The sequence below is a fragment of the Cycloclasticus zancles 78-ME genome (genome assembly GCF_000442595.1).
GTDB lineage: Bacteria > Pseudomonadota > Gammaproteobacteria > Methylococcales > Cycloclasticaceae > Cycloclasticus > Cycloclasticus pugetii.
Genome location: NC_021917.1, coordinates 2,532,545 through 2,556,125 on the forward strand (window position 1 = coordinate 2,532,545; position 23,581 = coordinate 2,556,125).

At 44.6% G+C, this 23,581-nt stretch carries 23 protein-coding genes and 1 pseudogene; 15 read left to right on the top strand and 9 right to left on the bottom strand.

From position 1 onward, the window contains the following. Nucleotides 1-55: 55 nt before the first annotated feature. From CYCME_RS12150 to ovoA, 5 genes are all read left to right on the top strand, one after another. Nucleotides 56-397 (top strand): DUF2782 domain-containing protein, encoded by a 342-nt coding sequence (locus CYCME_RS12150; RefSeq protein ID WP_015005009.1) that lies wholly within the window; start codon nucleotides 56-58, stop codon nucleotides 395-397. A 22-nt stretch (nucleotides 398-419) separates the two neighbouring features. Beyond that, nucleotides 420-1,364, top strand: a complete 945-nt coding sequence (locus CYCME_RS12155; RefSeq protein ID WP_016390391.1) for a homoserine kinase — start codon at nucleotides 420-422, stop codon at nucleotides 1,362-1,364. A 354-nt stretch (nucleotides 1,365-1,718) separates the two neighbouring features. Then, entirely contained in the window at nucleotides 1,719-2,141 is a 423-nt protein-coding gene (locus CYCME_RS12165) for a TRAP transporter small permease subunit (RefSeq protein ID WP_223253198.1), read from the top strand. Further along, entirely contained in the window at nucleotides 2,131-3,507 is a 1,377-nt protein-coding gene (locus CYCME_RS12170; RefSeq protein ID WP_020161686.1) for a TRAP transporter large permease, read from the top strand. The genes CYCME_RS12165 and CYCME_RS12170 overlap by 11 nt, the downstream gene beginning before the upstream one ends. Nucleotides 3,508-3,601: 94 nt before the next feature. Then, nucleotides 3,602-5,746 (top strand): 5-histidylcysteine sulfoxide synthase, encoded by a 2,145-nt coding sequence (ovoA, locus tag CYCME_RS12175; RefSeq protein ID WP_020933207.1) that lies wholly within the window; start codon nucleotides 3,602-3,604, stop codon nucleotides 5,744-5,746. 580 nt (nucleotides 5,747-6,326) lie between these two features. Here the strand turns inward: ovoA and CYCME_RS13005 are convergent. From CYCME_RS13005 to CYCME_RS12205, 7 genes and pseudogenes are all read right to left on the bottom strand, one after another. After that, nucleotides 6,327-6,518: pseudogene (locus CYCME_RS13005) on the bottom strand (integrase core domain-containing protein); the annotation flags it as partial. Nucleotides 6,519-6,544: 26 nt separating this feature from the next. Continuing rightward, nucleotides 6,545-8,143 carry a Tn7-like element transposition protein TnsE gene (locus CYCME_RS12180; protein WP_020931880.1) on the bottom strand — a complete coding sequence of 533 codons (1,599 nt, stop codon included), beginning with the start codon at nucleotides 8,141-8,143 and terminating at the stop codon, nucleotides 6,545-6,547. Beyond that, nucleotides 8,130-9,638 (bottom strand): TnsD family Tn7-like transposition protein, encoded by a 1,509-nt coding sequence (locus CYCME_RS12185; RefSeq protein ID WP_020931879.1) that lies wholly within the window; start codon nucleotides 9,636-9,638, stop codon nucleotides 8,130-8,132. The genes CYCME_RS12180 and CYCME_RS12185 overlap by 14 nt, the downstream gene beginning before the upstream one ends. Further along, on the bottom strand, nucleotides 9,638-11,296 hold the full coding sequence (locus tag CYCME_RS12190) for an AAA family ATPase (RefSeq protein WP_020931878.1): 1,659 nt from the start codon (nucleotides 11,294-11,296) through the stop codon (nucleotides 9,638-9,640). Before CYCME_RS12190 ends, CYCME_RS12185 begins: the two co-directional genes overlap by 1 nt. Then, nucleotides 11,296-13,368, bottom strand: a complete 2,073-nt coding sequence (locus CYCME_RS12195; RefSeq protein WP_020931877.1) for a Mu transposase C-terminal domain-containing protein — start codon at nucleotides 13,366-13,368, stop codon at nucleotides 11,296-11,298. Before CYCME_RS12195 ends, CYCME_RS12190 begins: the two co-directional genes overlap by 1 nt. Beyond that, a complete protein-coding gene (locus CYCME_RS12200) occupies nucleotides 13,355-14,179 on the bottom strand; it encodes a heteromeric transposase endonuclease subunit TnsA (RefSeq protein ID WP_020931876.1) in 825 nt (274 codons plus the stop codon). Before CYCME_RS12200 ends, CYCME_RS12195 begins: the two co-directional genes overlap by 14 nt. 224 nt (nucleotides 14,180-14,403) lie before the next feature. Further along, a complete protein-coding gene (locus CYCME_RS12205; RefSeq protein WP_020931875.1) occupies nucleotides 14,404-14,802 on the bottom strand; it encodes a Transcriptional regulator with HTH domain and aminotransferase domain-containing protein (MocR family) in 399 nt (132 codons plus the stop codon). Between the two features lie 29 nt (nucleotides 14,803-14,831). Between CYCME_RS12205 and CYCME_RS12210 the strand changes: the two genes are divergently transcribed. The 10 genes from CYCME_RS12210 to CYCME_RS12255 all read left to right on the top strand — a co-directional run bounded on the left by CYCME_RS12210 (nucleotide 14,832) and on the right by CYCME_RS12255 (nucleotide 21,578). Then, nucleotides 14,832-15,158, top strand: a complete 327-nt coding sequence (locus CYCME_RS12210; RefSeq protein WP_020931874.1) for a YnfA family protein — start codon at nucleotides 14,832-14,834, stop codon at nucleotides 15,156-15,158. Between the two features lie 35 nt (nucleotides 15,159-15,193). Further along, the gene (gene merR / locus CYCME_RS12215; RefSeq protein ID WP_020931873.1) at nucleotides 15,194-15,580 is read left to right on the top strand and encodes an Hg(II)-responsive transcriptional regulator; all 387 of its coding nucleotides are present in this window, start codon (nucleotides 15,194-15,196) and stop codon (nucleotides 15,578-15,580) included. 82 nt (nucleotides 15,581-15,662) lie between these two features. Beyond that, nucleotides 15,663-16,010 carry a mercuric transporter MerT family protein gene (locus CYCME_RS12220; RefSeq protein ID WP_020931872.1) on the top strand — a complete coding sequence of 116 codons (348 nt, stop codon included), beginning with the start codon at nucleotides 15,663-15,665 and terminating at the stop codon, nucleotides 16,008-16,010. 42 nt (nucleotides 16,011-16,052) lie between these two features. Next, nucleotides 16,053-16,325, top strand: coding sequence for a mercury resistance system periplasmic binding protein MerP (merP, locus tag CYCME_RS12225; protein ID WP_020931871.1), 273 nt, complete (start codon nucleotides 16,053-16,055; stop codon nucleotides 16,323-16,325). Between the two features lie 10 nt (nucleotides 16,326-16,335). Then, entirely contained in the window at nucleotides 16,336-16,755 is a 420-nt protein-coding gene (gene merC, locus CYCME_RS12230; protein ID WP_020931870.1) for an organomercurial transporter MerC, read from the top strand. A 51-nt stretch (nucleotides 16,756-16,806) separates the two neighbouring features. Further along, entirely contained in the window at nucleotides 16,807-18,255 is a 1,449-nt protein-coding gene (gene merA / locus CYCME_RS12235) for a mercury(II) reductase (RefSeq protein ID WP_020931869.1), read from the top strand. Between the two features lie 12 nt (nucleotides 18,256-18,267). Next, nucleotides 18,268-18,894 (top strand): organomercurial lyase MerB, encoded by a 627-nt coding sequence (gene merB / locus CYCME_RS12240; RefSeq protein ID WP_020931868.1) that lies wholly within the window; start codon nucleotides 18,268-18,270, stop codon nucleotides 18,892-18,894. A gap of 279 nt (nucleotides 18,895-19,173) precedes the next feature. Next, complete coding sequence (locus tag CYCME_RS12245) at nucleotides 19,174-19,653, top strand: MerR family transcriptional regulator (RefSeq protein ID WP_020931866.1); 480 nt, start codon at nucleotides 19,174-19,176, stop codon at nucleotides 19,651-19,653. 132 nt (nucleotides 19,654-19,785) lie between these two features. Beyond that, nucleotides 19,786-20,244: a putative iron-sulfur cluster-binding metallochaperone gene (locus CYCME_RS12250; RefSeq protein WP_020931865.1), complete on the top strand. Its 459-nt coding sequence runs from the start codon at nucleotides 19,786-19,788 to the stop codon at nucleotides 20,242-20,244. A gap of 38 nt (nucleotides 20,245-20,282) precedes the next feature. Then, complete coding sequence (locus CYCME_RS12255; RefSeq protein ID WP_020931864.1) at nucleotides 20,283-21,578, top strand: Glu/Leu/Phe/Val family dehydrogenase; 1,296 nt, start codon at nucleotides 20,283-20,285, stop codon at nucleotides 21,576-21,578. Between the two features lie 97 nt (nucleotides 21,579-21,675). Here the strand turns inward: CYCME_RS12255 and CYCME_RS12260 are convergent, their stop codons facing one another. Beyond that, on the bottom strand, nucleotides 21,676-22,632 hold the full coding sequence (locus tag CYCME_RS12260) for an IS1595 family transposase (RefSeq protein WP_020931863.1): 957 nt from the start codon (nucleotides 22,630-22,632) through the stop codon (nucleotides 21,676-21,678). A gap of 488 nt (nucleotides 22,633-23,120) precedes the next feature. Beyond that, on the bottom strand, nucleotides 23,121-23,399 hold the full coding sequence (locus CYCME_RS12265; protein WP_020931862.1) for a hypothetical protein: 279 nt from the start codon (nucleotides 23,397-23,399) through the stop codon (nucleotides 23,121-23,123). Between the last annotated feature and the right edge of the window lie 182 nt (nucleotides 23,400-23,581).

Sequence of the window (23,581 nt, forward strand, 5' to 3'; positions counted from 1 at the left end):
AAAACTCACCAGTTAGTGTCATAATTGGAGAAACACTTTATTCCAAAGGAAAATCATGCGCCGCTGCTTACCCATTATTCTAGCCCTACTACTGATGTATTTATCAAACGCTACGGCAGAAGATGCAAGACCGACTGTTGTTCCTGAGCCGCCCGAACTGCCTTCACAAATTGTCAGCGGTGAGAATATGTCACCTGACATTACAATCACCCGTAAAGAGAAAGAAACGATTACTGAGTACAGTGTTAACGGCAATGTTTACATGGTAAAAATTTCACCTAAAAACGCACCGGCTTATTATATGGTGGATACCGACGGTGATGGCAATTTGGAAACGCGCCGTTCAGACTTAGAAAAAGGCATGAACATTCCCCAATGGTTACTGTTTAGCTGGTAGTTCCAAAGCGGTTTTCTAAGTTATGTCTGTCTATACGGTCGTTGAGCGCGCCCAGCTGGTCGCTCATTTAAAACATTACGATTTGGGCCACCTTGTTAGCTTTCAAGGTATTAGTTCCGGTATTGAAAACACCAACTATTTTGTAACAACCACCCGCGGCCAATATGTATTAACGCTGTTTGAGGAATTAAAAGCAGAAGAGTTACCCTACTTTTTAACGATCATGGCTTTTGTCTCAGCCAAGGATGTCCCTAGTGCACAACCGATCCTCAATAAAGCAGGCAATTACCTATCTACCTTAAATGGTAAACCGGCAGCCATGGTAGAAAAGTTAGCCGGCACTGATGTTGACAGCCCCAATTCGACTCAATGCGCCGTTATTGGTCAGGCAATGGCAAATTTACACTTAGCCAGCTTAGAACTAGACATTTATCGCGACAATAGTCGAGGCGCTCACTGGCGACAACAAGCGGCAGAATTACTGTTACCATTAGTTGACCAAGATTCCGCTGAACTTATCAACAGCGAATTGGCTTTTCAGGCCCCCTATGACACATTAGGTCTACCTAAAAGCGTTATCCATGCCGATTTGTTTAGAGACAACGCCTTATTTTCTGGCGACCAGCTATCCGGCATTATTGACTTTTATTATGCCTGTAATGACTATTTTACTTACGATATAGCCGTTGCTGTAAATGACTGGTGCATCAACACTAATGGCTCCTTAGACAACACTCGCTTTAAAGCCTTTATGTCTGCTTACCAAGCTATTAGACCGCTGACAGAAGACGAAGTTAGACACTGGCCTATTGTAATACGTGCAGCTGCTTTTAGATTTTGGTTATCGCGCTTAAGAGACGTGCACTTTCCAAAAGAAGGCGAAATGACTCACCTAAAGGACCCTGATGCCATGAAACAAATTTTATTAGCCCGTCGGGAGCTTCCTAACAACTACTGTTTAGAATAATTATTAATCCGACCTGACGCTAAGTAAACAAGCAACCTTATTTTTTGAACAAGGCCTAACACTCCTCATTTGTTTCTTTGCAAACTCTACATGACCATATTTTTTCTTTTTTAAGCCTGCTAGAAACTTATCCAGCTTGGCCGTCTTCTGCAAAAGCCTCGCTAAACCCTCATCCTTTATTGTCCAACCTAATTTAACGCATAAGCCTGTATTCAGTTGACAACACATTGTAATATAGCCTCTTCGTTATGAAACTCAAACCACATGTTCAATACGCTGATCTGTCTTATAGACTCTATTAACAGGGTTATTTTTAATACCGTTTCTTGGTTCGTTGCTTTGATGGTTGTCGTTATGTTTGGCATTGTGACCTTACGTTACGGCTTCAACATCGGCTCGATCGCCGCACAAGAGTCCATAACCTACCTGCATGGCTTAGTATTTATGTTGGCCATTGCACATACACTTAAAATAAATGGTCATGTACGTGTAGATATTTTCTATCAACGCCTAGGGCCGAAAGGTCGCGCTATCGTCAATTTGCTGGGCTCAGTGTTTTTATTGCTCCCCGTAAGTATCTTTATCGCACATGCCAGCTGGGACTACGTATCTACTTCGTGGGCTTACTTTGAAGGCTCTAGAGAAGCAGGTGGACTAGACGGCGTCTTCTTACTTAAATCGTTAATTCCACTGATGGCTTTTTTATTGTTCTTGCAAGGCTTATCGGAAATCATTAAATCAATTTGCACCTTACGCGAGGCTAATCATGGACGGTAGTATTGCCTTATGGATGTTTGCCGTTGTCTTTCTTGTTTTACTAATGGGCTACCCCGTTGCCATTAGTTTGGCAGGAACCGCTTTAATTTTTGCCTTTGCCGGTGATTACTTTGGCACCTTTGACACTGCTTTTTTAGCCGCCTTACCGAATCGATTATTTGGCATTATAGAAAACGACACATTAATTGCCGTTCCCTTATTTGTATTTATGGGCGTGATGCTAGAAAAGGCTAAAATTGCCGAAAGCCTGCTTGAAAACATGTCTAAGCTATTTGGCACCCTACCGGGCGGTTTAGGTTTCTCGGTTGTATTAGTTGGTATGTTAATGGCTGCAAGCACCGGTATTGTCGGGGCCACCGTTGTAACCATGGGGTTATTGTCTTTACCGACCATGCTAAAACGTCAATATGACCCGGCGCTGGCTTGCGGCACCATTTGTGCCTCTGGCACACTGGGTCAAATTATCCCCCCTTCCATTGTATTAGTGCTACTTGGCGATGTTATTTCATCTGCCTATCAGCAAGCTCAACTCGATATGGGCATTTTTTCGCCAGACACTGTTTCCGTTGGTGACCTGTTTGCTGGCGCCCTAATTCCAGGTATTTTATTAGTGGCTTTGTATTTAATATACTTAGCTGGCCTGGCTTTTTTTAAACCATCCAGCTGCCCGGCTTTACCCCGCCAACAGGTCGATAAATCACTTTATTTAGGCTTAATAACCGGCCTAATGCCGCCCTTGGTTTTAATTATCGCCGTCTTGGGTTCTATTATTGCCGGCATCGCAACACCAACCGAGGCCGCTTCTGTTGGCGCGGTAGGCGCAACTTTTCTCGCTTATTTAAAAAAACAACTTAGCCTTGCCCAATTAAAAGCTGTAACACAGGACACCACTCAGGTTACCAGTATGGTGTTTTTTATATTGATTGGCGCTTCGCTATTTTCGTTAGTTTTTAGAGGTTTTGGCGGAGATGAACTGATAGAAGAATTACTGTCTGACTTACCAGGTGGGGTATTCGGCGCTATGCTGGTGGTCATGCTGGTTATGTTTTTTTTAGGCTTCGTGTTAGATTTTATTGAAATAACCTTTGTTGTCGTACCCATTGTTGCACCTATTTTATTAGCAATGGATATCAACCCAGTTTGGCTGGGTATTATGATTGCGTTAAACCTACAAACTTCGTTCCTTACACCACCTTTTGGATTTGCATTATTTTACTTACGCGGTGTTGCACCGGCGGCTATTAAAACCAGTCAAATATACCGAGGCGTTCTACCATTTATATTAATACAACTAGTCCTATTAGCCTTATTGGCTGTTTGGCCAGCGCTAACGACCTGGCTACCCAGCATCATTTACAATAATTGACTTTAATCACCTATTAACAAATCTTATGTGTAATACCTTTGCTTTTTTCAAAGCCAGTAATAGACTAAAAGGAATGTAACCAACGAGGGGAAACATGTCATCCGTAGCAGAAGAAATTAATCATGACGTAAAAATAACTAAAACAATTTTGCTGAACACAGGGTCCGTTGAACAAAAAAGAGAAGAAATTCGCGACTACCTACACAAAACATTTCAGCTAGAAGAACAGTTATACAGCACACTAAAACATGATGAGGCTTTTTATTTAAGGCCTGAATCTCTCCGTCACCCCCTTGTTTTTTATTACGGCCATACTGCTACTTTTTTCATCAATAAACTCAGCCTTGCCTCGCTGATCCAACGGCGTGTTAACCCGCGCTTTGAATCAATCTTCGCCGTCGGTGTGGATGAAATGTCGTGGGATGACTTGAATGAGGCCAATTACGATTGGCCTATCATCAGCGAGGTACAGACGTACCGACAAACCGTCTTAACACTGATTGATTCACTTATAAGCACCCTACCGCTCGAACTTCCGATTACTTGGGAAAGCCCGTTTTGGCCTATTCTTATGGGCATTGAGCACCAACGTATCCATATTGAAACCTCTTCCGCTATTATTCGCCAAATGCCGCTTGAACATTTGCAGCAACATAGCACTTGGAATGTTTGCCCTCATGTAGGAGAAGCCCCTAGTAATGAACTGCTTAATGTTGAAAGTGGGCGCATTAAACTTGGTAAAGATAAAAACCACAAAACCTATGGCTGGGATAACGAATACGGTGAAAAAGTTGTCGATATTGAAGAGTTTTCCGCCAGTAAGTACCTTGTTTCTAATGCTGAGTTTCTCAGCTTCATAAAAGACAACGGCTATCACCAAAAAAGATTTTGGACCGAAGAAGGCTGGAACTGGGTGCAATATAAAAAACCCGAACACCCGCTTTTTTGGATACAAAAAGATGATCGCTACCTTCTTCGCACCTTATTAGAGGAGCAAGAAATGCCTTGGAACTGGCCAGCAGAGGTCAATTACTTAGAAGCAAAAGCGTTTTGTAACTGGCTTAGCGAAAAGAAAGGAAAACCTATTCGCCTACCCACCGAGGAGCAATGGCAACACTTACACCAGCTTCACAATATTCCTGACCAACCAGAGTGGGAACAAGCACCCGGCAACATTAATCTGGAACATTGGGCATCTGCCTGCCCAGTTGATCACTTTGCCTTTGGCGAATTTCACGACTTAATCGGCAACGCATGGCAATGGACAGAAACACCCATCAGTGGCTTTGATGGCTTTGAAGTTCACCCGTTATATGACGATTTTTCCACCCCCACCTTTGACACACAACATAATTTAATTAAAGGCGGCTGTTGGATTTCAACCGGCAACGAGGCCACCAAACACGCACGCTATGCCTTTAGGCGCCACTTTTATCAACATGCGGGATTCCGCTATGTAGAATCAACACAACCTATGGAAAAACCATCTGCTATGTACGAAACCGATACCGCTGTCTCTCAGTATTGCCACTTTCATTACGGCCCGACTTACTTTGATGTAAAAGACCTTTCTGCTCATTGTGTTCAATTATGTTTGGAACAACTGCAAGATAAACCCACCACTCGCGCACTTGATTTAGGTTGCGCCGTTGGCAGGGCTTCTTTTGAACTGGCACAACATTTTGATGCGGTCACTGGCATCGACTTTTCTGCGCGCTTTATCCGCATTGCTCATCAAATGCAGCAAAAAGGCAAAATTCATTATGAGCTAATCGAAGAAGGTGAAATAGTCTCCTATCATGAACAAACTTTAGAGCACATTGGCCTTAGCAACAATCGCGACAATATTGAGTTTTTTCAAGGTGATGCTACCAACCTAAAACCACAATTTACCAATTATGACTTAGTACTGGCCATTAACCTTATTGACCGTTTACGCACACCCGCCGTTTTCCTAAATGATATTCGCCACAGAATTAACGTCGGCGGCCTATTGGCCATTGCTTCACCTTACACATGGCTGGAAGAGTTCACGCCTAAAGAAAACTGGTTAGGCGGCATTCGTAAGGATGGCGAGCCATATTCCACCTTAGAAGGCTTAAAAGATCACTTAGGTGAGCATTTTAAATTAGTTAACGACCCCACCGATGTGCCCTTTGTTATTCGCGATACCAGTCGAAAATTTCAGCACAGCTTTAGTCAGCTGAGTATTTGGCAACGTACTGTTGGCGGACAATAAAGTTGTTAACAAATGACCTCCTAACCTATTGACTTTATTATAGTGGTTATTTTGTAAATAAAAATAAAGTTGTTAACTTTCAACGTTCTGTGATTTCCAAAAAAGAAAAGTATCACCAATAAAGTTGTTAACAAACTCTAAACTTATGCTCGAGCTCTTTGGCTTCTCTGCCGAATATCGAGCTTGAGCTTGCTTTCAGATTAAAGCTGTAGCACAGCCTTAATAATTTTTTTACTTGGAACTTATGATCTTTTTATTTTTACGCCTTGGTTTCTCTACAGGGGTGAAAGAATCACTAAGGTGACACCTGAACCAGCGCCGACGCTCAATGTTTTGAAATCCGTTCAATGCAAAGCGATAATCACAACGCCCCAATCTCAGGCCACAACTGCATGGGCAAGGCAATTTATTAGCTTCCCTCTTACGTTTGCCAAGAGCTCGCAAGGCACGTAAAACAGCTCGCTTTCCAGTAAGGCCGAGCATTTCTCCGTAATCATCGACCAAGCCTTGTTCACCGTGCGCGAGTTCGCCATAAGGGTGTAACCCTCCCAAATTTAGAACACATTTGAATAGAGTATTCTCAAGCTAATTGTTGTTCATACACCTTTGGTGGTAAATCATTAAACGACTCATGCGGTCGTTCAAAATTGTAATCAATCACCCAGTCATCGGTTATTTCTCTCACTTCACTGAGTGAATTAAACAAATAACAATCTAGTACCTCATTCCTATAAGTACGATTAAATCGTTCGATATAGGCATTTTGTGTGGGCGTTCAGTTAAGTACCTCTAGGTAATTTATACCGTACGCAAAATCCAATGAACAACTCTCTGCGCCCAAGGCTCTATGACCTCTGGTGGAAGATCTGTGGAATGCTTAGATTTCGGATGCGGTATCCCTTTGTATGTCTTTTCGCCTAATCGTTCTTTAAAGTAGTCACTTGGCCAGCCCAGAGACTTCTTCATAATTCGATACAGAATCGCTTTCTCGTTTGCTTTTGCCCACCCTAGCGAAGACGTAAGCAGTATGGTCGATAGTTTCGCTGCACCATCCGAGGTATCTACTTCCAATAAAGTATAAAACTGGTTGCTGAACTCCAACTCAACAATAGCCATACAACGAGGATTTTGCATGTCGGCTAACCAATGTTTCTTTCCGTCACCCACCTTCGGAAGTTTTGTTATCTCTTTTCTGACTAATATACAGCCATGTTTTGCAACTAGACTGTCGACCATTTTGAAGAATGACTGAAACTTTCCAATATACAGATGGGCATCGTCCGTTTGATCATCTAGGTTATTCCATGAGCCTCCAGGTAGATTACCGGACTCTTCTTTTTCATTTTGACTTAGGCATTTATCCAAAACTTCTTTGTCACCATCGCCAATAAAATGGTTTACAGCTTTAGTCTTACTCGCGATTCTGTTTGTGATATGAGGCGTTCTAAACGACACAGCTACTCGCTTTGACATAAGCACTATCGTAGCCTTATCCACATCCGAAAGCTCGTCATCATCCAGTTCGTACTGATCAGGAGCTTCCCCTTGCTTTCCATCGCCTTTGGTTGGTTTTCCACCAACTTTTCGCTCATAACCTGGGTGATAGAAATCAATCTCGCCTTTTATGTCCGAGGGCAAGCTGTAGAGTTTGGTTACTTCCCAAACAAAGAAGCTATTCGAGTTTCTGTCTCCCCATCCGCTAGCCCCAAGTTCCAAGTCCGACAGGGGCGGTGGTGTGAACTGGAAGCTCCAATGCAGATAATTTTTTTGCTGGTACTGGTTTTTTATTAGGTGAATACCGATACTTTCAAAGGAGGCTCTGGCCGCGCGATCAAGCAGCACCCAACTGAGAAAACGGCGGTTATCATCTCGGTTAAAGTAAGATACTGGATATTCAGCTCCTTCTCGAACGATAATCATGGGCTGACCGTCATCTCTTTTGCCGAGGATGAAGTCTTCAGCCAGAGCATTATGCTGAAGACTTAGGCGAGCAAGAAACGGGTCATGATAAAAAAGCGCGCGAGCCAACTCTAATTGCGGGATAAACACCCGAGTGCTTCCAACCTGCACAACAAAACAAAGTTGGTTGCCGTCTTTACCATGTCTATGTGCCTGATACGCAGGGCAATCAGACGCCTTGGCCACTTCCCACTTCTGGGCATTTTCAATTAAGAAATCAACTGGAAAGCCAGCAAATTCATGCTGTATCGTCGGGTTTAAAACACGCTTTCTGGCAAGTACTGGTATATTGCTGAATTGCATACTCTGCGAAGTCCCACCATTAAAGTCAACGTTGATCGCCCAAGTTTTTCTATCTTTGCCACGAAAAAGAGAACCGATGCCTAGTACTCTGGAATCATCATTAAGCTTTTTAAACCTTGCCTCATGTAGACTCACTCAACATCTCCTTTAAAAGCTCTGCAACAATGGCTGTCATTCGCTCATCACTTAAACCAGCTTGCCGAAGCAAAGACCAGCGCTTAATTTCCTGCCCACGCTCTTGCATCGAGAAATAAGCACGGGTAAGCCTTCGAGCCTGATACTCAGTGATACTCTCTGTGTAAATGGAAAGCAATGTTGAAGAACGAGGTAAACGATGAAGGTTTTTTTCGACTGTTGCTCGGTGTTCAAGCTGGTGAATCAGGAATGTTCTGCTTAGTCGGGGAGCGCTTAAGTCTTCAGATAGATTTTCATAAGCGTGGCGCAGCTCTTTAGTCACTTGTTTGTCTCGTTGTGGCCAGTCGACACGTTTGTTAACTGTTATATAATCTGCATGATATACACTGTCGATGTATATCAACCAGTCGTAGTGGTTTCGATAAAGCCGTGCATAGAGTGCTGAATTTTGCTGACGAGATGCCTTTGGTGGCATTTGTTCAAGGAGCTGTTTCCACTTGATTTGGTCTTGGCTCAATTGGTTTTCAGTAATTAGCTCCGGCTCTTTTTCTTGGATGACTTTTTCGCTGTTTATTACCATCCTTGATGCTTTATCAATGGCATCACCAATACTTATCGCGCCATTGGAAAGGGCAGATATAACCACAATATGCTCAGCAAAACTAAAGCTTTTCCTATGTTTTCTGAACAGACCCCTCAGCCAAGAAGTTTCCGTCTCTGATGGAAGAATACCGGCGTTTGCAAGCCAACGTTTGCCCCAGAATTGGATTACAGTTTCGTGAATCTTACTATGGTCAACCCTTCGCCCATAAAAACACCCTTGGCTCGACGCGAACCACTTATAAAATGCCGTCCATTGAGAAAAACTAATTCCTTCATTTTGCACCTGCAATAAGTTAGCTGTTTGATGGGAAAAAATGCTGTCAACAGCCGCAGCTTTAACTGGTTCCAATATTTCTGCCTCCTCAACAGGCAGATATGAGTGCCGATGCTCTCCGTCAAGCTCAACGCTTGTGGTATGCAATGGGCCGTGCGCTGGGCATACCTTTAGTAGGGGAACCTGCCAAAGTCTATTCCAAAAGCACTCCCCATATTTTTGTTTCTGGACTTTCAAGCACTCTAAGCAAACAAAAAGTCGTTGTTTAGCTTTCACTTTTGAGGCGGCTATACCACTGGCCAAATGTACAGCGCCTCGGGAGCTGCCACTCATCCATTTTTTTAACTTTTTATTTCGCTCGCGTGGCAGGAATGATGCATAAATGGGCCAGAGTGTATGACGAGATATTAGAGTTTTAGTAACTAATCCGAGTGCTAGAGGATACTGCTCAGCTAGGGCCAATACATGGTTAGGTAAATCCACTGTCGCAACTACTTTGCGATTATTGAATACCTTATCCAACAACTGCTTAGGCGATGTTTCGCCATCATGAACACCTGCTCTTGCTGTCGTACTATACAGCAGCTCCTCAGGATAAGGGGGCGGGTACCCGAGCATTAATAACCTTCAGCCCAACCATCTAGGTCGAACATCTGACCGTTTTGCTCAAGCTGCTCTACCAGTGAAAGTTTTTCTTCTTTGCAATAAGCGTATTGATACCTTAGATCTTTGACGTCTAAATCAAGCCAATTTTTTTCCTTAACTTTCGTTATGGACTTAACTTCCCTTATTTGACCTTCATTCGATTTGTACCACCTCACCAAAATGGGAATCATTTCATGAAGGCTATAGTCTGGATGCTCTTTGAAAACCCGTTCAACAAGTTTGGCTACGCCCTGCTCATCAAAGGTTTCCTCGATCTGCAATATCACATTGTATAATCGCAGAGCGTCCTGGTTACCACCAAACAACCTTTCCTCTTGCTTTTGAACGACATTCAAGATTTCCGCGCCCAGCTGAATAATCCGTTTATCTAGATCTACGACACGCATATCTGAGTACTTTGTAATTTTGTCGGCATCACCCGACCTTAATGCATCCAGCATAGGGTGAACGGGCTTAAGCTCCTGCTTGTATACCGACTGTAGAATGCCCACAGTAATTCGTTCTTTCTTATTTGCTATGGCACGAAGCTGAGCTAATACAAACAACTTTACAACAATATCTAGGACACCTTGGGATAAGTCATACCAACAATCTCTAATCTCATCAGTGAGAGGGTCATCTCCGTGTTTCAGCCACTGATACTTCCAGAGGCTGTCTGACAACCTAATCCAATTAAGGTTTGACTCCTTTCCGTAGCCTTTAGAAACATATTGTGGAATAGTCTCCCAATAAATGGAGCCAAGACCGGCACTTCGTCTCCCAGATTGTAATTCTAGTTCAAAAATTGGGCGAGCCTTTGGCGTACCCACTAACACGATCGGAATGCCTACTGTATTTACGAGTTCAACAAAAAATTCTAACATTTGTTCCTTGCCACCTGAACGCACCTGGCTTAATCGCTGTATCTCGTCGATGACCAAAATTCCTATCGCGCGATTATTTGCCGTTTGCCGCATCAAAGCCAGCATTTTTGGAACAGACAGGCGTTGTTTTGCATAACGGCGTTCGTAATCCGAACCCAGCACGCTATCAACAGCACTAAAGAAGTTAAGACACAGGCTTTCAAGGTCGCCATTACTCGGGCATTCGATCTTCAAGTAAGTCACCTGAAAGAAATTTTGCTGCTCGTGGTAGATCACTTGCGGATAAGTTTCCAGCACCCGTTCTAAAGAGCTGGTTTTGCCACTTCCTGAGATACCCACTAAAGACATGCTTCTCGCTGTGGTTTTTTCAACAGCGAAATTTGCTGTGACTTCCCCTCCAGACTTGATCAGCTCGTAGCCTTCTTGCAGCTTTCTGTTTAGTGAACCGTCACTGATGTTTCTGCCGACGTACCCCATGCGAAGCATCATGTCGATTTTCTCTTGCAACTGAACATGTTGCGAGAGAGGCTGAAAATAATCATCCAACAGCGAAACGACCATGTGCATTCTGGATTTAGGATCCGCCAGCCGATCAGAGGGATGAAAACCTACCTGCCCCTTGATGCTCTTGCCTGCTTGAGCAACGGACAAGATGGGAGGGAGTGCTTCAATAAAGGGGTTACCATCGTAACGTTTTATACCTGTTGACTGGTAAGACGCTGTAACAAAATGATTAGGCTGTTCCATTAATTGTCTCCATCATCAAACAATTCGTCTTCAAAATCCGGGTAGTCATCACTATCTTCAGGCGGAGTTAGATGAACTACCTTTGCAAGTTGCTCGCGCTCAGACCTTTTTGGTCGACGCTGACCCCGTTCTTTCGCAAGCTGTTCAGACCGTGCATGACTGACTCCTTTCATTCGCTCAACATTTGTAGCGCTTGTCTTCGGTGTTTGTTTAATTGCCGACGAAATGATGTCTTCAACACGATCTTCATGATGCTTGCGAAGTTTATCAGCTTGCAGATTATCTTGCGCACCTTGCACTTTGATCTGTCTCTGTTTACGCCAAACTTCCCAAAACGTTACACCCCTAAACTCCCTCGATAAATCAGTAATGCGGCATACCCAATGGGCTCGACTTCCTCCGGTATGAAATAAATAAATCTCATCGGCAAAATTTGGATCAAAAGCGACCTCAACTTTTTTAGGCCTATTTGATTTGTCCGAGCGATGCATCCAGCCAAGTTCGACAATTTCTGAGGCAGAGTAATAAACACCAAATAGACATATACCTTGTGCTGATACACTAGCTTGCTCTCTCGGCAGTAGCGCAATACGGATCGATTTTGCATTAGCTTTACGTAGGCGACCAGTTCGATTTTGAAGCCCCCAATTCCAAAGATGAATTGGTATTGATGGTAAATCTGCAGGCATGTCCTTCGCTCGGTCATACTTCGTCATTGGATCTACAAAATTCCTCATAACGATTGATGAAACTATGATTTCGGTAAACTCCGAGATAGTTAATTTGCCGTCAAGCCAATAGTTTTTACCGCCTCTCTTTCTTATGGTTGGGCCAACCACTTCTCCTGGAGTAAATTTCTTGAATTCTGCTTGGAGCGTCCGAAACCTTTGTTCGACGATTCCTTTCGCATCTCCTCGATAAGGGGGTGTATTTTCGATCCTAACTCTATAACTTGATTCTAAACCTTCAATCTGATGACCGATAAGCTCTCCTCGATCAGCAAGTATTGCTTCTGGCAAACCAGGATCAGGCCAAGAAAAACTATCAGTTTCAATCTCTAAATCTTTGAATAATTGGCTCTTGTCGTTTAACGCCAAATGAAGTGATTGTATTGCCGCAACATAAGACGGGTTTTCAAAACCGATGTACCAGCCAACAATTAGTCTCGAAAAAACATCTATTACAATATAAACAGTAGGTCGCCCGACAGGCTGATTTCGGTCATGGTCTGATACTAATATTACGTCGGCAATCGTGGCATCTATCTCATAACGCGACCCAGGCCCTAAAGCTTGAATAGTTGCGGTACTATGCAACGGGCGGACATCTTTTTTATAAATGATATCTGATACACCCGCCTTAATTTTATCCACATTCTTATATTCGCGGTCTAAGAAGTAACTTAGTTGGCGCTTCGTTGGTTTTTCTGATTCAGGCACACCAGGGAATATGTTGTCATAAAGCCCTTTGAATTTACGGTGCGCTCGTGCAATAGAGAATTGCTTCTTGAAAATGTATTTATCAATAATTATTCGGAATAGTTTTTCAGTTTGCTCATCTACTATCGCACCTGTTCCTTCCATGATTTTTCTTGGGCGGCCGAGTTTTTTGTCATTAGCAATCCGTTTCTGACCTTTCGCTCCTGAGTTTTTGTAATCAGGAAGCAAGGCATTTGGCACCTGTCCTCTTTGCCAATAACGACGAATCAACTTATAGACATATGGCCTTGAAACGTCACCAGCATCGAGAATATTCACGACATGTTTTGCTCGAATCTTTTTTATATAAAAATTAGCATCTTCGATTAGCGGCTTAATAATTTGATAGTTTCTATCTCGAATCATTGATTCTTTGGAGCCTGGCTCAGGCAGTAGGTTTATTACATACCCAAATGGATCATCAACGCGAATTACCTTTTCTTCTAATAAGAGGGATTCGAGTTGTGAAAGCTCAATAATATCTGGAAAGGCTTTTTGGTCATCGATAGAAATCCATACAACATGGATATTTGTCGTTACAAGCACTCTGTAAAGCTTATCTTCTAACTGGATCACCTCATTAACTTGAAACACACCAACTCTCCTGCAGAGCATCGAAAGTTTCAACTGTAATGTCGGAACATCGTAACTCTGTAAACGGTTTAGTTATGTCAAAATGACAATAGCGTTGCGCAAGCAATCTTTTAACTTGGTATAGAGCCTCACCTGGTGAGTTATCATATGAAGCGTCGAGTTTCATACATAATTCTTTAACCCTCAGATTTTCACTCGCTCGTATATGTTTACTAAAAATTTCAAATTGAACTAAGAGATCATCGTGATCGGTGTCATCGTCAATATGGTTATAAAGAAGGTTAATATTCTCAAATACAATTGGCGATATCTGATTCTCAGTGACCCAAAAAATTGGTACTCCTTTCTCACGCCAGTAAAGGCGTTCAATCTCAAGTTTTTCTATTGTCCTAGGGTTACTATAAGCTTCCGATGTTTTGACCTGAATAGTAAATCGCGGCCTATCTTTTTCTCGAGAATCAACAACAAAGTCACTGCTCATGTATTGGTCAACTCCGTGATGATTTGGATGTTCGATTCCTAATCGTTCACTTATCTCCCGCGTCACTTCACGATCTAGTGGGAATTGTTCTCGAATATCTGTGGTAGTGGAGCGCCATTGAAGCAGAAGAAATGTTGCAAGTTCGAGATCGGAGAGTAGGTGGTGAGTACGCTGACTTATGTGCCCAAAGACTCGATGTGAACGGCCTTCGGAAGCCACATCTCGAACAGTTAACCAAGGTTTATAGTTTGATCCTGTGCCTTGACCACGACCATCTTTGATCCAACGCCGGTTTTTGGCTTCTGAGTTCCAATATTGCTTCTTGCCCATAGTAAATTGCCACCTGAACTGACTTATTTCTAAAGTAGCTCAATATTTCTTCTGAAGAATGTCGTAAATAGTATAGTCAATAACCACGAACGTTTTAAACTTAACACAAAATAATCCATCTTTATAATCTCGTAAAAAACTTTATGTTAACTCTTTCCTTATATGAAGTTTCAGTCTTTGGAATAGGTCGCTCCTCCGACTGGACTCGAACCAGTGACCCAATATCAAATCATTAGTTCTTTTAACCGGTGGGCTAATTCGTAACACTCTGCTTTTGTCTGAATATTCGTAAAACTTAAAATTAAACTTGGATGAACAGGGCGTGTTGACCATTCCGATAGTGCTTGAGAGTAGAGGCCTGATTTCATCATTCTGTTCGATAGTGCAACATCATCGGCATTTTGGTTTTTAAGTTTTACGATCATATGCATGCCGCCAAGTTGGTGCTCAATTGAAACTTTGTCGCCTAAGACTTGAGTGAATACTTGAGCGACTAATTTTCGACGTTCCGTATAAAGCATCCTCATGCGTTGAATGTGCCTAGAAAAATGACCTTCTTGCATAAAGGTAAGGACTGAATTTTGGGTGAGCCCTGAAACATTACCCGCATTATGTGTGTTCACACTGTTTTAAAACTTAGGTGGTTAATGGTGTGACGTTTGGGTACTTCTTTCTTGCGGCATTTTTTGAAATTGCTGGCTGCTATGCCTTTTGGGCATGGTGGAAACTGGATAAAAGCCCGCTTTGGCTTGTTCCAGGAATCATTTCTCTGGTGGCCTTCGCCTGGGTTTTGGCACAAGTAGAAGCCTCTTACGCTGGTCGTGCCTATGCGGCCTATGGTGGTGTGTATATTGCTGCGTCACTATTATGGGGGGCTGCTGTGGAAAGACAGCTACCCAATGGCTACGATATACTAGGCGTCGCATTCTGTTTCGCGGGTGCGGCTTTCATTTTTTTCAGCGAGACGCTGAAGGCATAAACAAGCATTCCAGCTGGATGCACTGAGGAGTAGCGATGGCACAAACTATCAGCAAAGTGGCAAAAACACTGGCTATCAATGTTGAGACGATACGTTTCTATGAGCGTCGTGGATTAATAGAGCAGCCAGCAAAACCGGAGGTTGGGTACCGTCATTACCCCAATGATACGATTAACCGAATTCGCTTTATTAAGCGCTCCCAGGAGTTGGGGTTCACCCTGAATGAGATAGCCAATTTACTGAATCTGAATGATAGCCCCTGCGGCCAGGTTCAGGAATTGGCCGAGCACAAACTCGCCGCCGTCAAAGATAAAATGGTGGATTTGCGTCGCCTGGAAAAAGCGCTCAACGCACTCTTAGCCCAATGTCAAAGTAATGAGGATGATAGCCATTGTCCTATCATTGATTCCCTGCAACCTTAGCTAGCCTTAAAATCGCTTGACTCCGTACCTGGGTACGGCATTTATACTTTCCCCATCACTTAAATATATAGGAGAGTAAGGCGTGTCAGAGAAAGATTCCAATCTACCCATTATTGGTGGGATTATTGCCGCCGTAGGCGCGGGCCTGTGTTGTGCGGGGCCGTTCGTCCTATTGCTACTTGGCGTCAGCGGTTCCTGGATTGGTAACCTGACGCTGTTAGAGCCGTACAGGCCCATTTTTATCCTCGTGGTTATAGCCTTATTTGGCTTTGCAGGATTGAAAGTCTATCGCCCTATAGAGGACTGTGAGTCAGGCACGGTATGTGTCCTATCTCAAGTACGCAAACGTCGGCAGGTGGTTTTTTGGTTAACCGCGCTTACGGCACTGGTTTTAGTCACTAGTAATTACTGGATTGTCTGGTTTGCCTGATCGCCGAATTGAAAAATACACCTTAATCTTTTGGAGAAAATGATGAAAAAAATTGCTTTATTGACATTACTTGCACTGACAAGCCTGACCGCCTTTGCGAAACAGCAAACCGTGACCCTGGTAGTACCCACCATGAACTGTGTGACGTGTCCCTTTACCGTGAAGAAAGCCTTACAAAACGTCGAGGGCGTCAGTAAAGCCGAAGTGACCTTTGAGACCAAGCTTGCCGTGGTGACGTTTGACGACGAAAAAACCACCGTTAACACCCTGACTGAAGCAACCAAGAATGTAGGCTATCCGTCTACCATCAAATGAGGTAAACAGCATGACCAACCTATTCAATCTCTTGACCCGAATTGGCGATAAAGCCGGATCGTTAGGTGCGCTCGTATCGGCGATGGGCTGCGCTATGTGTTTTCCGGCCCTTGCCAGCCTTGGGGCCGCCGTTGGATTAGGCTTTCTCAGCCAGTGGGAAGGTCTGTTTATCAACACGCTGTTGCCGCTGTTTGCTTGGGTCGCTCTGGTGATCAATGGGCTTGGCTGGTTCAGCCACAAGCAATGGCATCGCAGTTTATTGGGGATGCTCGGCCCCGTGTTATTGCTGTTATCTCTTTACCCGTTTTTCCAATACGGTTGGAGTAGCTATGTTACCTATTTGGCGCTCGCCCTGATGGTTGTGGTGTCGTTATGGGATATTTTTTCACCGGCTAATAAACGCTGTGACGATGAAACCTGCGCCACATGAAGAACCCAAGGGTGGCAACGGAAAAGATGATGAACTCTCTAAGAGGATAAAATGACTAATCAAGAAAATAACGAACAATCATCCTGTTGTACCGGCAACAAGGAATCATTGCATGTTGCCATTGTTGGCAGTGGTTCTGGGGCGTTTGCCTGTGCCATCAAGGCAGCGGAAGGCGGTGCCAAGGTTACCATCATCGAAGGGGCTGACGTGATTGGCGGCTGCTGTGTCAATGTTGGTTGTGTGCCTTCTAAAATTTTAATCCGGGCGGCGCAATTGGCGCAGCAACAACGCCATAACCCCTTTGCCGGTCTGGCAAATCACACGCCCGAATTAAGTCGTGCTCTGCTGGCGCAACAACAAACGGCGCGTGTAGAAGAATTGCGGGCCGCCAAATACCAAAATATTCTCGATTCTAACCCGGCATTGAGTTTGGTCAAAGGTTATGCGAAATTTAAAGACGCAAATACCTTAATCGTCAGCAAGGCCGATGGTTCTGAACAAGATATTCACGCTGATAAGATTTTGATTGCCACCGGTTCAACACCGACTATTCCACCGATTGATGGTCTCGTGGATACTCCTTATTGGACATCCACCGAAGCGCTGTTTGCCAAGAACCTGCCACAACACCTGATGGTGATCGGTTCGTCTGTTGTCGCACTGGAAATTGCCCAGGCTTACCGTCGTTTGGGCAGTGAAGTGACGGTATTGGCACGTCACACCTTGCTCTATCGGGAAGACCCGCTACTCGGTGAAAAACTGGCTGAATGCTTTGAAAAAGAAGGGATGCGCATTCTCAGCGATACTCGAGCGTCCAGCGTTTCCTACGACGGTCAGCGGTTCACTCTTGAATCCAACGCAGGCACCTTGATTTGTGACCAATTGTTGATCAGCACCGGGCGTCATGCCAATACGGCCCAACTGAATCTGGATACGGTCGGTGTCAACACCGAGAAAAACGGTGAGATCATCGTCAATGAGCGCATGGAAACCAGCGTCCCCGGTATTTATGCGGCGGGTGATTGCTCTAATATGCCGCAATTTGTCTATGTCGCGGCAGCAGCGGGTAGTCGTGCCGGGGTCAATATGACGGGAGGGGATGCCAAACTGGATCTATCCACCATGCCAGCGGTGATCTTTACGGATCCTCAGGTGGCCACAGTCGGACTGACCGAAAAGCAGGCCAACGCGCAGGGTATTGACACCGACAGTCGCGTATTGGATATGGAAAACGTGCCGCGAGCGCTGGCCAACTTTGAAACTGACGGCTTTATCAAGCTCGTCGTTGAAATGGCAACCGGACGCTTGATCGGCGCGCAGATTTTGGCTCACGAAGGCGGTGAGCTCATTCAAAGCGCAGTCTTAGCGATCCGTAATCGCATGACTGTCATCGACCTGGGCGATCAACTGTTTCCCTACTTAACCATGGTGGAAGGTTTGAAACTCTGTGCACAAACTTTCAACAAGGATGTGAAAGAACTGTCCTGCTGCGCTGGATAAAAGGAGGCTTTCATGACTACTATACTGGATCAACTTACCCAAGATTTTTCTCGTTCCTTCCGTGAGGAGTCTGTAAGAGGAGAGCAGTATGCCGACCTATTTAAACCGATTCTGTCGCAACTGGCGCATGGTCGCCCTGTAACACCGAAAGAAATTGCAGAAGTCACTGGGCGGCCTCGCGAAAAAATTGCCGTGTTATTGCCCAAACTCCCAAATGTGGAATTAGACGATGCGGGAAATTTGGTCGGTCTGGGGTTAACGCTCAAACCAACTCCACACAGCTTTAAACTTGAAGAGCAGACGCTGTATACCTGGTGCGCCTTGGATGCGCTGATGTTCCCTAAGTTACTGGGGAAAACGGCTACGATTGAATCACCTTGTAAAGGTACTGACCAGCCAGTTAGGGTTGTTATCACGCCGGATGGTATAGAAAAAGTAGAGCCACCATCTGCTGTTGTATCTATTGTTACCTCTTCTAACAAGAACGATATTCGCAGTAGCTTTTGCTGTAACGTGCATTTTTTCCAATCCGATCGTTGTGCGTCTAATTGGTTAGCGCAACATCCTAACGCCAAGATTCTACCAATCTCCGAAGCATACGAGTTGGGAGCTTCATTGGCAGAAAATTTGTTCAACTAGATGGAGGATGGGCGACTCTGTATCGAAGGACCGGACATTTCGCCCGTTTAATCGCGTCATACGATGAAGGCGAGGGCGTGTTTCTTTTCACCAGTGAGTGCGAATGTGAGCGAATAGTGCTGAGAAGGAGTAGGAATATAACACCAGCAACACTTCCTTGAACAGTAGGGGTGTGATGTATGACCGGGCTTTTGATTGATCATACCCAATAAAGTCAACCAGGCTGAAATGCTATGGTTAGATGAAAACGCGATAGCACAAGGCATGAGGAAATTACCAATGACTAAAACAAATATTTCACCCAGCAAAGCTAAAGTTCGTAGACAACCCAGTTACTTTGATGTCATCCCCGACTTCTATAAGTTCATAGAGACTGACGATCAATTACTAACCTTTCCACTGAGTATTTCGCAGTTGGCTAAAACGGCACAAACCACTGTTCATACGGTAAGAAATTATGTCGCTGAGGGGCTACTTAACTGTAGCGAGAAAACTAAGAGTGGGTATGGTCTATACGACCAATGTGCGTTAACTCGACTGCGTTTAATTCGAGCCGCACGAGCCGCTGGCCTCTTGATCCTTGAGATCAAACCACTACTACAAGCAATTAATGCTGAAGACCGGAAGGCTTGTGATGAGGCCGTCCGACTCTTGCGCACAAAAATTGCAGAAAAGCAGACCTATCTGCACTCACTAGACAAACAGTTGTGTCACTTGGAGCAACTCGACAAACCCTTAACGAAAAAAAGGAGTGTTTAATGTCTTCGAATGGTAATCCCAAGATGGCATGGAAATCATGAGCAACAAACAGAACCAATTGACTTCGTATGATGTTGCGGAGTTTTTAATTTTACCCCATACACCTATTAGACGTAATATGAAGGATTTTCCATGAGTGATTGTTGCAGTTCAAAAAGACCACCTCGTAAAGCTGAGTGCCCTGATTGCCGTCAAGTGCAAAAAGCAACCACGCGTCAGACGCTCCTCCACCATGTTATCAGTCCTGTCAATCGATCTATTCCAGAAAGCCATTTTTATTTTTGCGCTAACGCTGATTGTGAGACCGTGTATTTCAGTGATTGTGGTTGCCTTTATCGCCAAGATCAAGTCAGGGGGGCTATTGGGCAAAAACAAACCTCAACTGAGCGGACAATTTGTTATTGTTTTGATGTGACGGAACGACATGTCTTGGATGAACTGGAACATACCGGACACAGTGCCAGTAAATCTTTTGTTACAGCACAAACCAAAGCAAAACTGTGCGCTTGTGAAACACAAAACCCCTCGGGCCAATGCTGTCTGGCAGACTTCTCATTGCTGCTAAAAAAAGCGATGAAGAATGGCATTTGAAGTAGTGGCCCAGTATTTTTTTGGAAGGAGACCAACAAATGAAATCACTTTTTGACGATGCCCTGTCACACTTAACTAAAGTCCTGGAACACATCAACTTATCCGATGATATCCTGCTGCGCATGCAACAACCCAAGCTGGCACTTACCGTCAGTATTCCGGTGCGCATGGACGACGGCGATCTGCGTGTTTTTACTGGTTATCGTGTACAGTTCGACGATACACGCGGGCCAACTAAAGGCGGTATTCGCTATCACCCGTCGGTCACTCTGGATGAAGTCACCTCTTTGAGTTTCTGGATGACGATCAAATGTGCCGTAATGGGATTACCGTTCGGTGGTGCCAAGGGCGGTATTGTGGTCAACCCAAAGGAACTTTCGCGTCTGGAACTGGAGCGCCTGTCGCGCGGTTATATCCGGGCAATCGCCGACGTCATTGGTCCGAAACGGGATATTCCAGCGCCCGATGTCTACACCAATGCCACTATCATGGGCTGGATGGCCAATGAGTATGCTCAGATCATGCGTGAGCAATTACCCGGTGTTATCACCGGTAAGCCCGTCCATCTTGGTGGCTCACTGGGACGTGAGGCCGCCACGGGTCAAGGGGCCTTGTATGCGTTGCAACAATGGGTGGCCCGTAACCAACTCGATCCAGGACAGACCACTGTCGCGGTACAGGGGTTTGGTAACGCTGGTTACCACTTTGCGCGTCTGGCCCATTTAGCCGGATTCCGTATCGTCGCCCTTTCGGATTCTCAAGGCGGCATCTATTCAGCTGCCGGGCTGGAACCGGAGCTGATCATGCAGCACAAGCGTACACGTCGCGAACTCAAGGCCATACTGTATTGCGATAGCTCGGTTTGCGAGGAAGCCCGTTATGACACCCTTTCAAATGCCGACCTGCTGGAGCTGGATGTGGACGTGCTGGTGCTTGCGGCGCTGGAAAACCAGATCACCGAACAAAACGCAGCTCAAATCCAGGCCCGTCAGCTGCTGGAGATTGCCAATGGCCCCGTCGATTCGCGTGCGGATGCAATACTCAGCGAGCGCGGCATCCCGGTGCTGCCCGATGTAATGGTGAATGCTGGCGGTGTGACAGTGAGTTACTTTGAGTGGGTACAGAACCGCGCTGGTTTTTACTGGGATGAAGACGAGGTGAACGGTCGATTGAAGACGATCATGGACCGCGAAGCCCGCTACATCTTCGAACTCGCAGACGATAAGCAGATCAACCTGCGCACCGCTGCCTATCTGCACGGTATTGAGCGGATTTCAGGGGCCATGATCGAACACGGTACACGCGAGTATTTCCAGCAACACACAGAAACTTGATAGCTCACAGGATGTTGAGCTTCTTACAATTAGATAACCGAAGCTAAATATTTCTTTTGAACAAAGCGCTAGCATATTTTTAGCAGCTTTTTTCGGGCTATGTCCAAGAGAGCTGTTGTGGAACTCTCCCAACCGCTTCAAGCAAACATAATTCAGGTGTAATCACTGATTGATAACGCTCCAGCAGCAACCGCCATCCTAAATAATGCCCTAAATATTTGGTCGCTACACCATGAAAGCGACGCATCCACGTTTTAAGGCGACTGCCGTAGGCATTCACATTTTGAACATGAAATACACCTCGAGCTCTTGGGCCTTTGGTATGGATAACTTCATGTGCTATTCCGGTGTTTTTAGCAAAGGCAGAATACACCGCCGCACCGTCTGTACAAAGCATGGCCTCTTTATCAATAAGCGGTTGAAGTGCTTGGCGAATGGTGACAGCATCGACACGCGTCAGAATAAAGTTGGCGGTGGCTTTATGACGGTCTCTGACAATCAGCACGGGTACCTGATCAGCTCCCGTACCGCGTGTTTTACCGACACCGCCTCGTTTTCGAGACGGCCTGTCTAGTTGCCTTTGGCCTTTAAAAGATTCTAAAAAGAACGTTTCATCCGCTTCGACAATCCCGTGTTCATGCGTGGCTTGATGCTGACTGATCATATGAAGAAAGCGATGTCGCCACAACAAGGCCGTATCTTTGTTGATCCCGCATTGTTGAGCGGCGGCCCTGAGAGAAAGCCCTTCTATCAGCGTATTAAGATAAGCCACCCAGTGCTCGCGCTTATGCAGTTTGGCTAACGGCGTTCCGGTGAGCGCGTTAAATGTTCTTGAACAATCTGTGCAACGATAACGGGGCAGCCCATGACTTGAACCCCAAGGATTGAAGTGATCGGTGTAACAATAAGGACAATGTTCAGGTGCTGCTTGAGTAGCCAATAAGTCAAAAGCGGTGATGTCATGTGCTTTTAAGTATCGATGAAGACGTTGATGCTGACTGGGAGATAGCTCGGGAAGCTGCTGTAATAATCCACTAAAATCATGTTCATTCATGACGGTAACCTCTCAATAACCATACTCATTTAATTTAGAGTCGTCGCTTTGCAGCAGGCTCATCGGACATAGCCATAAAAAACCCCAGCACCGCAAGGGTAGCTAAGGCTTTGATATATGGCTCCTCCGACTGAACTCGAACCAGTGACCCAATGATTAACAGCACCTTTGGCAGGCCAATATGACTTCCCTAAGCTGAAGAAAATAAAGGGATTTCCATTATGGGTTGAGCCAAAATTTTGGTTTCCGAACCTATTGCGAGCAATTCTACGATGGAAAATTTAACATATGTTTTCAATCGCTGGCCACTCTATGATTCTATGACAAGCTCCAAATAATCATGATTATTTGGAGTAATAATTAAAGAGTTTTCAGCGCCTTTGAGCCAATTGATTTGTATGCTTAATATGAAAATTAGTATCCGTGACGGGGGTTCTATTATGAATGATTAACAGTCCTAATATTTTCTATCCTAAACTACCTTCTAGTTATGATAGCTTCTTAACAATCAACTTCTGATAAATTTTGAGTCCGCAGTGAGTACACTCCCAAACAGGGCCGCCCATTCCTTCACAGCAACCTCCAAGCGAAACTCGTCCTTCTTCTATTTTTTGCTCGAGTACTGAATCCATGCCGACGTAACCATACAAAATGCTTGCTACGGGTGATGCACTACAGTTAGGGCATTTATTTGGTTTGCGTTCTTTTTCTATTCGCGCGCTCATTCGATTAGGCTTTTTATTCCATTCACGCTTTAACTTATTCATGTTCAGCTATCGCAACTTTATAGGTTTCAGATTACTTATCTTTGAACCTGTAACAAAATACTAATCAAAATTTAGATAGCAAATCTACGACTTTATTCGAAGGAAATACTCAAATGGCAAAATTAACAACATTATTGTTCAGTTAACAACTTTATTGTCTAGTTAACAACTTTATTGTTCGC